Origin of the sequence: Prosthecobacter sp., from assembly GCF_020439865.1 — a bacterium.
Taxonomy (GTDB): domain Bacteria; phylum Verrucomicrobiota; class Verrucomicrobiia; order Verrucomicrobiales; family Verrucomicrobiaceae; genus Prosthecobacter.
Genome location: NZ_JAGRPF010000095.1, coordinates 76,506 through 90,920 on the forward strand (window position 1 = coordinate 76,506; position 14,415 = coordinate 90,920).

Genomic DNA, 14,415 nt, shown 5'->3' on the forward strand with positions numbered 1-14,415 from the left:
ACTGGAGGTTGTCTGCGGGTTACTCACCGGGTTCGTTGCGCTTGCGTTCGTCGTCGCCGCTTCCGCCGCCGTAGCCGATGACTTCCACGGTGATGACAGACGGGAGTTCTTGAGTGGTGGCGGCCGTGCTCTGCGACTGATTGTTCTGCTGCGCGTTGTTGGTGGCCGCCGTGGCAGCAGCGGCGCTCGAGCCGGCGCTGGCGACGCTGCCGAGGCTTGGCGAAGAAACTGCGGCTGCTGCTGGAGTTCCTGAACTTGTTCCGCCGACCGAGATGTTCGCAGCGTTGAGCACGACCGTGGCGGCAATGTTGAGATTACCCGTGGCGCGAATGCCCGCGTCACCCGCGTCCACCGCACCGAGCGGAGCGATGAGATCAACGTTGGCGGGTTTGACGCCGGCAACCGTGGCGAGAACACCGATACCGCCGCCTGTCGCGAGGCCTGCGAGGTCAGTGGCGACGTTGGCACTCTGCGGATCGATCAGCACGCGTGTCGGAGGTGCTGACTGAACTGTTTTCGACGATGAACCGGCGGCGATGTCACCTTCCGAGGACCAAATCAGGATGTCACCGCCGCGCAGGGTGAAGATACGCGCGATGCCGATGCTTACGTCGTCCTTCGTGAAGATGGAGATGCCGCCACCAGCTTCGGTGATGACTCCAGGAGGAGCCAGTGCTTCACCGATTAGGGTGGTCGCAAGTTGCAGACCGCCGTCTGGAGCCAGAATGCTGATGTTCCCGCCGCTCTTGGTTCGAATGTCACGTGCCTGTGTTTGGATCGTTCCGGGGCTGACGGTCGGAAGAAGCGTGTTAATGGCAGCATAACCCTGGGTGTAGGTGCCGGCGTCAGGGCTGTTCGGGTCATTGTGATCACGTCCTGCGTCACGCAGCACGAGATAGTAGATGGCGAGGGCGAGCTGCGATTTCTCCTCAGCAGTGAGGGAAGGGCTGTTCAAGTCCACCGATGGCACGCCGAGAATGTCAGCCAGTTCGGTCAGATAACGATCTCCTGCCGGTGACGTTGCGAACTGGGTGATGAAGGAGGTGAAGTCCATGTTTGAATCCCCCAGTCCCAATGCTGTTTTTCCCATGCCTGCGGCGACCACGATGTCAGAGCCGGCAAAAGGCAGATAAGGATTGCGGCCGTTGCCGATGCTGGTGATGCCCACGCCGGTGCCGTCCGAGTTGTTGGATCCAGTCCCCAAGTCGATGTTACGTCCGGCCAGCACTTCCAGGCTGCCCGGGCCGCTGATTTGGATGTCGCCTGCAAGGGTGGATTGTCCGATGGTCAGGGAGTTGCCGCTCAGACGAGTCTGGATGCGCGAGGCGGTGTTTTCATTGTAGGCGATGATGTCCCGGCCTGAAGCGACGATGGAGAGGCTGTCGGTCCGAGTGTTCTGAATGTAAAACGCGATGTCGGAAACATCGTTTCCGGCGATGATCTGGGCTGCTTTGGCCGAATAGAAGGTGAGCCCCGTGATGTCGCCGGTTCCGGCGTAGATGTGTGCGGGAACGGTGTCGTTGGCGTGAAGCACGCCCGGCGCATGCAAGGACTGCTTGTTTTGCAAAACGGCGGAAACTCCGGAGGTGGAACCCGTTTCTTTGAACAGATTCTCGACAAATGAGAGGAAGCCGTTGCCGCTGGTGCTGGCCGTTGTTGCTTTGCCGACGCCGGGAACCGACGCATATCCAAACGGGGAGTCTGCTGCCGGGACGGAAAGAGGATTGGCGTCCGAGAGATTGATCGTGGCCGCAGCCCAGCTCACCACGGTCTGTCCGGGAACCAGTTGCGTCGAGGTGCCTGTGGGGCGCAGGCCATTGACCGAACCCGCCGCAATGAGATCGATGGTGCCGTTGGCGGAGGGGAACAAAGTGAGGGATCCGACCAGATTGATGTCTCCTGAAAAGGCGGTGGCTTTGAGCGAAGGTGGCGCGATGGATGCGACGATCGAGAATGCATTGGTTGAAGATTCAGCCAGACGCAGCCAGGGCTGGTAGTAGGATGCGTTCTGCGTCGAGGTGCTGCTGAACTGCAGGACGTTGGTGAACCACTGGTACAGCAGAGGATCCGCTGTCGTGGTTCCGGGAGTCACGGATTCTCTGAAAGTGACCGAGCCGCCGAGAGAGGACACATTCACCGCGCTCTCCGGCGAGTAGGTGGTGAAGTAGGTCTTGTACCAATACTTGTTGTTCAAACCTTGGGGGAGGAGGAAGGCATTGGTCATGGGACCAAGCAGAACATCATGCTTGGCGCTAACGTCGAAGGTGCTGTCGCCCACGAAGAGAGTCGTCGGCAGCCATGTGCTGGAGTCTTTGACCGTCGGGTTGGCAAATCCATTGAGGATGCCCAGAGAGAGGGTTCGTGTGGCGTTCGTGGTGATGCTGTCGCCGGCCTTCAGCGTTCCATGCCCGCGTTCGACATAATAGACGCCGCCATCGATGTTTCGCCCGGCCAGGACCTCCACGTCTCCACCGCCCAGCACGACGAGCTTCGAAGCATCTGGTGCGACGTTCAGTCCGGTGACGGGATCTTTGCCTGGCATGCGGGCGTTGGTGGGTGCGACTGCATCGACATTGGCAACATCGCGACCGGCTTTGAGGGTGACATTGCCACCGCCGAGCGCACCCACCCCCTCGAAGAAGTTGCTGAAGTCGATCCACCAAGTGGTGGAGGCAGTCGGGTCATTGATGATAGTCAGGGGATTTCCGGAGGTGCCTGCGGTGCCAAACAATCCGGTCGAGGTGTCGACCAGACCACGACGATACAGCCAGTTGATCGGCATCTGACGTTCAGAATCACTGATCAAGACTCCCTGAACATTCTGGGTCTTGTGGGCGATGTCATTTCCTGCGTAAACAACCACATTGCCACCGGCCAGGGTGTAGCTTGCGGCGTAGGTCTGCTGAACGACTCCCAAGGGGCCCTGAGGAGGTTGCGTTCCAGTTTTGGAAATGACCGGCATCACGAAATCGTTGTTGCCAGCCACGCTGGTCGGATTTTGCACGCCGACGCCCGCCGTATAGATGGTCGCAAATTGGTTGAGAAGGAGAACGTCTCCTCCAGCGGAAATGTCGATGTCACCCGTACCGGTGCGAATCACCTGATACAACTTGGTGATCGCGGTGCTGGTCAGCGCACTCGACCCTTGTGCGGTGGGCAGATTGAGGCCTCCATTTTTGCCAAGCAGCAATGAGCCGGCGGTGGCTCCGGACAAAAGGCCGCTGCTGCCCGAGAGCGTGCTGAGAGATTGCACGGCATGATAGTCGACGGAATTCAGATCTGCGCCTGCTGTCATGTGATAGGACCACGACTGCATGTTCACCGGCAGCTGACTGTTCTGGGCTGAGACCGGAGCCAGCCACAGCCATGAGGCATTCGAGCTGGCAAGGGTGGGCGTGAAGCCGTCGCTCAAGGCGTTGTAAAACACGAGGTTGCCGGCGGCTCGCAGCGTCAGCACGCCCGGTGCGCTCTTGGGACCAAAACGATAGGTGGACAGATTCCAGTCGCTCGTCGTGGTGGACGTGGTGGTGCCGAGCGTCAAATCTCCGGTTCGGTTGACGATTTCAGCACCTGGCTGGAGCACAAGGATGGAGGAGAGATTCGTGTTCAGCGCGTTGGTGCCGACGATCCTGTTAAACATGGCGGTGTATCCTGCGCCCATGAACGTCTGACTTTTTGATTGGACGTTGTTCTGAACCGCAGTGGTGATGGTGCCGGTTCCGGTGAGGTCTTGAACGAAGTAGCCTTCCACCGTCACGTTGGATGCGCCGATGATTGTGCCTTGGATGGCATTCACCGAGACGTCGGTTCCGCCTGAGATCTGCGGCGCGCGCAGATGCAGCGTACCGCTGAACTGTCCGAGTCCGGCGCTGGCGGCGACTGACAAGTCGATGCTGGAACCGCTCTGCACATCCAACGTGCCCGTTCCGATGGTGTAGGCACCACCGGAGAGGACGCCGGCCCCGGCTTCCAAGGAGATCTGCCCGCCTTTGCCAGCGGAATCAAAGTCTTGAGCTGCAACGGTGAGCTGTGCTCCGTTTTGAAGCGTGACGTTTGAGTGGGCGACGAGGCGGACGGTCCCGCCGGTGGAGCCGGATGAATCGATCACACCGCCGTTGGCGACGGTGATGGATCCGTTGTCAGCCGCGAGTTGGAAAACATGGGCCTTGATGGAGTCACTGACGGTGACGTCTCCGTTGCGGACGCGAACCGAGAGGGATTCAGTGAATGAAGGATCCAGCGGACCTGCCAGGGTGCCCAGGTTTAAGGCACCCAGATGATTGACGTCGAGGACAAAGGTTCCGTTCTCTCCTCCAACTCCTCCTCTGCCATGCACGGTGCCGGAAAGCAGGAAGGTTCCCAAAGGTGTGCTGACACTTACAGAGCCCGCACTGCCACCACCTGTGTCGGCGGAGACATTGATCTCCGCATTGACGCCTACATTCACGTTGCCCGTGTTCGATGTCAGAGAGACCTGGCCGCCGTTGGTGTACTGGCTGAGGTCCCGGTAGTCACGGCGCACTCCGCCGAGGTTCAGCATTCCGTTGATGTTGATGTCTCCGCTTTGGGCGATCACGGAGAGGCTGCCGCTTGGCAGTCGGACCTGGGTGTCCAGCTCCACCTGTGATCCCTGAAGAGTCAGGCTCGCGCCGAGTCCTTCGGTTGTGATCAGGGAAGTGATGCTGCCAGGCGCCTGAATGATCAAGGTTCCGTCAGAGCGGATGGATTGAACAGCACCCGCGAGTCCGGCGATGACGGGCGTGGTGACAGTCATGGCACCGTTGGTGGTAAGTCCTCCGGTTTGCTCCAGTTGCAGTCCTGACGTTGCAACGATTTGCACGGACGCGAATTGATTGGCCTGCAAAGTGCCGCTGCCAAGTCGCACCACCGCGGCCTCAAAGCTCAGCACGCCGCCGCCCGCCACTGATGTGCCGTTCGCTGCGTTGGCGCTGTTGTCCAGCAGGATGTTCTGAGCCACAAAAGAGGCGGTTCCTCCACTCTGGCTGAATCCACGAATCTGACCGGCGTGCAATGCCAGATTCACCAGCGACTGGTCCCCGACCTGGCCGGCTCCGTAGATGTCGAGAGTGGAGTAGCTCAGCAAAGACAGCGAGCTGGAGTTTTGGAGGCTTTGCAATGCCGAACCGGAAAGCAGCAGCCCTTGAGTGACCGGGACAACAACGGTGTTGTCCAGTTGGAGCGTGACGCTGCCGCTGTTGAGGGAGATGTCTGAGCTGTTGAGGATGGCGGAAGGATCGAGGCTGGTGCCGAAAGTGGTGTCCAGCGTGAGGCTGTTGCCTTGCAGCAGAACACCTGCACCGACGATGAGATTCGGCAACGTGGAACCCGTGATGTTCAGTCGGGTGATGGTGGCGCCGGAATTGTCACTGACGCGGAGCAACGTCCCGTCTCCGCTTCCAAGAGTGCCTGAGTCTCCAAAGATCAGCGGTTCATCGCCGCCGGAAGTGCCCGAGGCGTTCTGCACAATCTGGGAGCCCGATTTCACTTCAAGCACCCGCTTGGCAACCAGCAGGATCTCTTGTCCGCTCAAAGGACTGCCAGCATTGTCCACGGTGAGGTTGTTGGTTCTCACAGTCACATGAGTGCCGTCCGTTGAGGTGCTGCGCACACCGCCGATCAGCATGCTGCCTGCGCCGATGGTGCTGAGGCCTGAGGCGTCGAGTTGCAGTTTGCCGCCGACGGCTGGAGCGCCCGGAGCGGTGATTACGATGTCCACCGGACTGCTGATGTCCACCAGGGCTCCGCGACCGTTGGTTGCGAACTGCCCCAAAACGACTCCCTGCAAGGACATGGTCTGAACAGCCTGCAGCACCACGTGGCCGGCGTCCGGTGGCAGTTCGGGCGTGACGACTCCAAACTGCGCAGCCTGAGCTGCAAGGAAGACGGTGGCCGTGTAGTCGTCGTATTGAGACATGCTCCGCACCACACTGCCGGGGGCGACCTCGAAGCTCGACATGAGCGACGGGATGGCTGCGCGGGAGTTCAGGCCGTCGAAACGATAGCCGTTCACCAAGGAGGCGCCGCTTGGGAGAAGAACGGTGCCGGAGGGTGCGTCGTTTTGCGGTGTCACGAGGAACGCACCGGGAAGCAGCGCGTATCTCGCAGGCAGAAGGGTGTAAACACCGGCCTGCAAACCGTTCGATGCGGAGAGATAGACCTGATCACCGGCATGAAGCGTTGAGTTCACGTAACCGGCATCGGTTCCCAAGGTGGAGCTGGAGGCCGTCCTGTTGTAGGCACCGAATGGAGCGAAGGCGGAGGAGTATCCGGAGATGACCGCGAAATTGGAATCAAGGGCCAAGACGTCATTGGTGCCGCCGTTGCCCGAAATCCAGCGGTAAGCATAGAGTTCGCCACCGCCTGTCAGATCGATCACCGATCCCGTCTGCGTGGTGACATTGAGAGACGAAAGGTGAATGGCCTTTTCAGGGCCTCCTCCGCCAGTGATATCGATGCCACGAGGATCGATCCATGAGGTGCCGTTCAAATTGATGCCGTAAGGAATGGTCAAAGCATTGCCTGTCAGGCGGTCCACTCCTGACACAGACGTCACGCTTCCGGTGGCCAGGGTAAGTTGACTCGTCACAGGAACAGTCAGATTCGTGATCAGGTCTTTGGGCGCGGTTTGTCCACCATCCCAACCACCGATCCCATCCCATCCGAGATTGATCGTTCCAAATGGTGCCACCAAAGTGCCTCCCTGCGTGATCTGAGATGCATAGATGTTCAGCGTTCCGCCTGCGGAAAGCGGGAGCGAATGCTGGCCGGAACCCACAATCGTCACCGATCCGGCATGGTTGACGGCCGCCACCGTGTAGTCGTAGGCGATGATGTTGAACGTCGTGGCGGTCGGCGGGTAGATCTGCGCGGCACGCAGGTAGATGCTGCCAGCCACGTCGAGCACGCCATCACCACGGATCTCGCCGTTGTCGGCAATCAGATTCAAATGCCCGACGCCTTGCAGCGACAGCGTGCCGACATCAATCAACTTGGCCGTCACGGTGAGAGATCCCGTTCCGAACGTGGGCGGGAAGTAGAAAAAGTCCAGATTGCCGGCGCCTGTGATCTTGGTGTAGGGCGTCACCACCTCCTGGGGCTGTTGGGGGTTCAGGAAGGCCCGCCCGAGCGACACATAGGACGCGGTGAGGTTTACTGCGTTGTCCGCCTGAATGATTCCTTTTGTCGCCACGGCCAATGAGCCTGCCGCGGTGATGTCAACTTGGCCAACGAACCCGACATTGCCTGCCAAGGACAGGGAGTCGAACCCGCCTTGGAGGAAGGAATCAGCGGCAAAGTAACCCGCGCCTGAGACGATGCTGTTATCGGCCTTTCTCACCGGGTTGCCAATGCCTGCAAACGATGAAGGCAGAACGGGGCCGCTCTGGGTGACCCAAAGATTGATGTCCCGCGGATCCGGAATCGTGCCACTGGAGACCGAATAGAAGCGCCCTGACGAGATCGCCAAGGTTCCGCCCAGTGCCTGCGGACCACCCGCAGTGCCGAGGAGCTGGCTGTCCACAAACAGCTCCTCACCGCCGGTCAGAGAGATGGTGCCGGCACTGCTGTCAACGCGAGTAAGCTGGGTCGTCACATTGAGGTTTGGAATGCCAGACGTTGTCAGAGCCGAGGTGCCCACGGCCTGTCCCAGATACGCAACATTCACGTCCAGCGTGTCCGTGGCGCCGGACACATTCATCACCGATCCGGATGCGGCAACGATGTTGCCCTGAAGGTGAATGGTTCCGCCTTCGAGCACGGTTCCGATTTTTCTTCCGAAAGCATCGGGAAGCAGCAGGCTCTTACCCGCGGCCGACAACACAGCGCCTGATGCGACAAACAAGGTCGGCTGTGCGTTGTCGATGCTTTGCAGGGACGGGAACTGGCTTGAAGCGAGGAGGTCAATCGTGCCGCCTGGTGCACTGAGGCTGCCCTGAATGCTTGCCGTCTGCACGTTGAAACGAATGGCGCCGAGGGCATCGGTGGTGATGGAGGAGTTCAGGCCCAGAACGAGATCTCCGCGAACGGTCAGCAGCGTGGAGAAGTCGTCGGTGAGGCCCGGTGCGTTGAAGCTTAGCGAGACGGGCTTTCGCACTCCTTCGGGCGCCAGCAACGTTGTGAGGCTGATTCCATCGGTGTCCACATTGGTCGAGGATGCCACATAGCTCAGCGCTCTTGGAGCGATCTGGGTGCCAGGTGTGATGTTGATGGCTGGGAGATAGTCGGCTCCTCCAACAGTTCCAAATCCCGTCAGAACAAAGTTCGTAAAGCCACCCCTGCTGAAAAAGTCGGAGGAGATCAGAAGCGCCTGGGGATCACTGGTCGTTCCGCCAATCTGAATCATTTGTGCCTGAACCGCCAGCGTGCCCCCATTGGCTCCGGAGTATCCCAGCAACTGACCGCCGAGTGTGATCGTGCCCCCCGTGATTCCCTTCAAATCGAGGTTGATGTCTTGTGTTCCCGCATGGTACTCATAGGACGGATTCCTGGCGGCGAGCAGACTGATGCTGCCTGCGTCACCGTATCGGATGGCGCCATCGGTGCCGACGTAAATCCCGCCGGAGACATCGAGCGTGCTTCCTTGAGGAACGACGATGTTATACGCAGACGCTGCGATCGTCCCTCCTTGGATGATGATCGGACGGGGTTGCGACTGGGATGTCGTGACAGTGTCATTGATCAGAAGTCCTGCCGTGCTCAAGAGTGTGGTGGTGCCAATCGTAAGTGTGCCGCGTCCGACGTTGGGCGACGGATCAACCGACGGCGGTTGACGCGTCAGCCGTGCCATGTCTGAGGGAGAGATGTTGTAGGCGGTGAGCGTGATGGTGCCACCTGGCGATATGATGCTGCCCAAAACATCGACATTGGCGCCGACGAGGGTCACGGATCCCTGCGCCCACGTCTGCAAAGACACGTTGGATCCCAGCACGATTTGACCGTCGTAGTTGATCACGCTCAGGTGGCCAAATCCGCTGGTGGAGAGCAGTTCCGGTGACAGCACGACATTGTCCCTGCGGTCCTGGCTGAGGGGCAGGGGGATTCCGTTTGAATCCAATGCAAAGGAGGCGGCAGGCGTCTGGTTTCCTGTCGCGCCAAATTGAATCACAGGTGGTGCTGGGGATTCAAAAAAGTAGTCGGGGAATCCTGAGATGTCGGCCTGCCAAGTCAGTTCGAGAGATGCTGTGTTGGCCGGGATTTCGCGCTGATGCAGTCCGGAAACTGCGAGACCGGTCAGCTGGCCGTCCAGTGCCATCGACGCGGAGGTGATGCTCAGTCCGCCGCCGTCTCCTCCGCGGAGATAGCCCGGTTCGTAATAGCTGCCCGGGCTCCAAATGGACGTCGTGGTCGTTGTGACACCGTAGGCGGTGTCAGTCGTTGTGGCCTCACCTTGATAAATGCCGTCGTATCTCACATTAGGATCCGCGTCTGCGATAGCAATAATCTGCCCGGAGGAGACCAGCTTGCTCGTTTGAACGGTTGCTCCGTCATAGTTGATCCATCCGCCTGAGACATCAACATGGGCGGTGGGCTGTACCACGACGCTGTTGCCTGCGTTGAGGGTGACCGTGCCTCCGGCGATGGTCAGTTCGCCGACAGTGCGCTGAATCACGCCGACATACCCGGTCAGATCCGCGATCGGTGTACCATACCAGACCGTTCCGTCTTCACGCAGTCCCGTCAGGCGCAGATCCACCGTGATGGTGGAGCCAAGAAGAATGCTGTTGCGTTGAACCGGGAAATTCGCGAGTTCGGCCGGATGCAAGGTGATGTCCTGGATGTACTGCGTCACCGGAACCTGAATGTCCGTGGATCCTTGGACATCGATCTCTGCCCCTTCGTCGAGGTAGATTTGGCCCGACGAATGCACCAGGGTGTTGGTGCTTGCTGCGGCACTTGAGGTGTATTCCCAGACACCGGCGCTGATGGCTACGTTGGCATTCGGCGCATAGACAACGCTGTTGTTGCCGAGATACACGGACAGTCCGGTGACGTTGATCTGCGAGCGCAGGGCCAGTTCGGTGCCTACGACGGTCAGATCGCTCGACCATTCTGGCAGAATCTGCATGACACTGTTCGCGCCGAATTCCACCGCGCCGGTGGATCTCTTCAGGAAAGGCGGATCACTGGGGCGGTTCACCGCATCGTAGAAAGAGTTTGGGATGGAGTCGTAACTCGCATCAATGTCGATTCTGCCGTTCAGCATCACGGATGTGGTGGACTCAATCACCCCCATCTGATGGATGCTTTTGCCCACCATTGTCACGTTGGCGCGCGGGGCGTCGATGATCCCGTTGTTGGTTGCTGAGCCTTCCGTGCCGACGTCGCCGACATAAACGTCAAGGCCTCGCAGGCTGGCGTCACTGGAAGTGTGCGCTGCAATTCCAACTTGTCTTCCGGCGGCGAGAATGGTCTGTCCGTCTGGTGTCGAGATGGTGCCGTTGTTGGTCACGTTGGGGCCGATGAGAGCAACGCGTCCACCCACATTTGCCGCCGAGGTGGGCGCGGTGATCTGCGCGCCTGCCTGCACCGTAACATCTCCGATCTTGCCCGAAGCTGGAAGAGCCGGAGGCGTGTAAGCTGGCGTTGGCCCTTTGGTGCCGGCGGCCTGGGCATTTGCGGAGAAAAGGAACTGCGAGTCCGGATTGTTCAGCAAACCACGTGTGACCAGGTTGTCGTTCATGGGCAGGGATGAGGCCACCAGCGCGTGAGTGTTCACCTGGCTGCCGCCGCCGAAGATGATTCCATTCTGGTTGATGAGGTACACCTGACCCTGAGCCTCGATGGAACCCAGGATCTGTGTCGGATTGCCTGTGGGGTCGTCGATGGTATTGAAAGCGATCCAGTTGCCCACGTCCTCGCCGCCCGCACTCTGATCGAAGCGGACTGTCGTGTTGCTGCCAACGTTGAAGGTCTTCCAGTTCAGCAACGCCTGCTGCTGCGTCTGCTGGATGGAGACGATGGTGCGCGCATTTTCGAGGGACTGCTGCGGTGAGTTCGCTCCGACGGGGGCGCCGTTGATCTCCAGACCGCCGGTGGCGAGACCGTCAGGGACATCTGGAAGTGTCTGCCCCACAAAATTGGGATTGGCCCCGAGATTTGTCGCGCCGACGGCTGCGGCACGTGCCGCCTCCTGCATCGCAGTGACCGCCTGGAGTGCCATCGTGTTTCGCGCCAGCATGTCCTGGGCGTGTGCCTGGGCCTGTGCGGTGGCCACAGCTGTGTCAACGGTTGCAGCACTTGAAGCAGCGGTGGTGGCCCCTGGAGCTGAGGTGCCGCCTCCTGAAGCACCGGCCATCCTCAGGATGTCCCCGGCCTGGGTACAGGGTGTCAGTATAAGCAGCAGCACCTGAACATGAACAAATGCGGCGTGAAAAAAGCTTGGTTTGCGAGGAATGAAGAGCTGTTCAGTGGGCTTCATTAAAGATGAGATCAGGGGTTCGCGAGCAGCAGCTTAGACAGCGCCACCTCGTTCACGGCCACAGGGTGTTTGTGTAACATTTCCGCCATATAGGCCTGCATGTTCGCGCGGGTTTTCTCGGCCCGCAGACGCTGCGCCAGTTGCACACGCACTTGGTCGAAGATCGGGGTGAAAGGTTCGCGTGCGTCGAGGACCTTGAGGATGTGCCAGCCATCCTTGAGTCGCACAGGATTGGAAATTACATTCAGACTGAGCTTTGGCAGCTGCTGCAGGATTTCAGGTTGAATCTGCTTCTCGGTCAACCAGCCGATCTCGCCGTTGCGTGATGCGCTTTCTTTTTCTTCGCTTAACTCTAGGGCGATCAGGCCGAAATCAGCTCCGGTCTGCTGCAGTCTCTTGAGCACGCTTTCGAGGCGGGCTTTTGCTTTGGCCGAGGACTGTTTGTCGGCCCCTTCAGGATCAGCGACGTAAATCTGGGCGAGCCGGAAGGAACGTGGCACCGTCAGGCTTTCGCGCCCGGCCTCGTAGGCGGCTCTCAGTTCCGTCTCATCAGGATAGGAGGCCGGCGGACTGTTGATGGACTTCAAATAGCTGTCGGTGATGGCGGCCTCGCGTGTGCTTTTCAGCAGAAGCTGGATGGACGTTTCTTCGTCCCACTTCTTTTCCAGTGCCTCCTGCAAGATCACGCGCTGGATCAGCATGGATCTCACCAGCTTGCTGAGCATGGCGGAATCGCGTGACAGAGCCTCCTTGTCCACATTCGTCAAACTGCCAAGCGAGGACAGCACCTCGCTCTCATGCAGTTCGATGTCTCCGATGCTGCCGACGACTTTGTCATGTTCTTGCGCCGACAGCCATGTTCCGTGAAGACTGCAGCAAAGCAGCAATGCGATCGGAAAGCTGGTGGGCGTCAGTTTCATCTTAGCGCTTTGAAGTGGCTGGCGGGTTTTGTGGCACAGGTTTCTGGATCTGCGCTGCTTCAGCCTTCGTCGCGGGTTTGGCGGAGGACGCGGCTGGCGCATCCGGATTGATCTTGTTGTCCACGAGCTTGTCGGAGTAGTCCTGCACCAGGTTCTCCAGTTTCACGCGCATGTTGCGCGTGAAAGGCTCGCGTGCAGCGATGGCCGTGCCCAGACCGAAGCCTTCATACTTTGAGAGCACCTCGTTTCCGACACGGAAGAGTTCATCGTTTTTCCGGCGCTGTTCGGCGATGGTGCGATCGAGCAGAATGACACGGGCTGCGAGCTCGGCGCGCTGACCGTCGACCTTCTTCGCCTCGTCGGTTTTCTTTTGATAGCCCTCCTTCCAATTGGCCAGGGCTTCCTGAAGTCGCGCCTGCTCGCGCTCCTGCTGCATCACTTTCGCCTTCAGGTCGGCGATGGTTTTGGCGTCGGCATCTTTCTGTTCATTGCTGTCCTTGGCCAGCTTCTTGAAGTTGGTGTCCAGCTTTTTGAGCTTGTCTTCCAAGTCAATGTTGGCCGCCTGTAGCGTGGCACGTTCGGCCTCGGTCTTTTGCTGCTGGATCATGACGTTGCGAAGCTGGTCCCGCATTCGCTTGAGCACGGCCATGGCCGGATCGGCCTCCTCCGCAGCACGGGTGGAGACGACGAAGACTCCGAAAATGGCGATGATGGATGTGACAGAGTGTTTCATGGCTAGAATCTGGCGTTGAGGTCGATGAAGAAGACGTCGCTCCGAAGCGAGGGGCCACTGATCTGGCTGGCGCTCATGTAGGCGACCCGGAGGGTGGTGCGCTTGGAGAGCGCCATGGCGGCGTTGAGGGAATAGCCCTCCATGTTGGTGCCACCTCCGCCGAAGTTGGAATCTGCGAACGCATCCACAACCGCGTCCGATTCTACATGGCGATAGCCAATGCCCACGGCCCAGTCACCACGCTTGTCGAACGCGGAGACGGCCTTGCCGACGTTGACACCCATGTACCAGGCGGTGTCGCCACCATCGAAGTTTCCTGCACCGCCGCCGCTGCGGTTGTTGACGGCCACGGCGTTGATCGCAGCGCGGTCAAAAGCCAGGTTTTTGACGTATTCACCCATCAGGGAGACCTGCACAGGCTCCCAGTGGTTGAAGTTCAGGCGGCCGGACCAGGCGATCTGACGGAACTTGCTGGCAAGGCCGAAGTACTGCCACTGGTTGGTGGTGCCGAAGCCGTTGAGCGCGGACGGAGTGATGTTGCGGATCGGGCGGTAGGTGTTCCCTTTTTGCGCGAAAAGCGGACGGCTGCTGTCAGTGTCTCCAGCGTCCGTGTCGTTCAGCGGCACGAAGGGGCTGGAGAGCCGACCCTCGATGTTCTTCCAGTCGTAGAGCGCGATGCCCATCTTCGCATCGATGTCGTCGGTGATCTCGAACTCCACGCCGAACTGGGCCGCGAAGAGGTACTTGTCGTAGCTCGAGTATTTGGAGGGATTGTTGGATGGGTAGTTGAAATCGGTGTTGAACACCGGGAACGCGCCCCCCGTGAGGAAGGTTTTGAAGCCTGGGGACCACTGGTCGCTGAGTTTGAGGGCGATGCCGTCGAGGCCCACATCGTCGTCCCACATGATCTGACTCGAGGTCATGAAGGGATTGTCGAAACGCCCGAGCAGCAGAAGCACATTTGCGTGCTCAAGGAGTGATGCTTCATACTTGATGAAGGCGCGGTCGAGCCACATCTGATACTTGGAAAAGCTGCCGCCCTGTGTTTGTCCGCCCTGGCCGACACCGCCCAGCGTTTGATTGGTGGAAACAGGAGCATTGTTTGTGCCTGAGGCCAGACGGATGCCGGCGGTGAAGCCGTCTTCAAGATCGATGTCAAAGCCAAGACGCATGCGCATGAGTTCACGCGTGCGATTTTGATCCACATTGAGCTGGGGCGAGAAGATGGTGCCAGAAACGTCAAACGGAGCGCCGGTGTTGATGGCATTGAAGTTCGGGAAGACACCGGTGTTGTTGTTCCCGTCCGGGAACATGAAGCTCTGATA

At 59.4% G+C, this 14,415-nt stretch carries 4 protein-coding genes; all 4 read right to left on the bottom strand.

From position 1 onward, the window contains the following. Positions 1-19: 19 nt before the first annotated feature. Positions 20-11,233 (bottom strand): filamentous haemagglutinin family protein, encoded by an 11,214-nt coding sequence (locus KDL09_RS10345; RefSeq protein ID WP_294384507.1) that lies wholly within the window; start codon positions 11,231-11,233, stop codon positions 20-22. A gap of 215 nt (positions 11,234-11,448) precedes the next feature. Then, complete coding sequence (locus tag KDL09_RS10350) at positions 11,449-12,357, bottom strand: peptidylprolyl isomerase (protein WP_294384509.1); 909 nt, start codon at positions 12,355-12,357, stop codon at positions 11,449-11,451. 1 nt (position 12,358) lies between these two features. After that, entirely contained in the window at positions 12,359-13,090 is a 732-nt protein-coding gene (locus KDL09_RS10355; protein WP_294384510.1) for a hypothetical protein, read from the bottom strand. 2 nt (positions 13,091-13,092) lie between these two features. Then, positions 13,093-14,415: putative porin (locus tag KDL09_RS10360; protein ID WP_294384511.1), on the bottom strand; the 1,323-nt coding region annotated here is incomplete at its 5' end.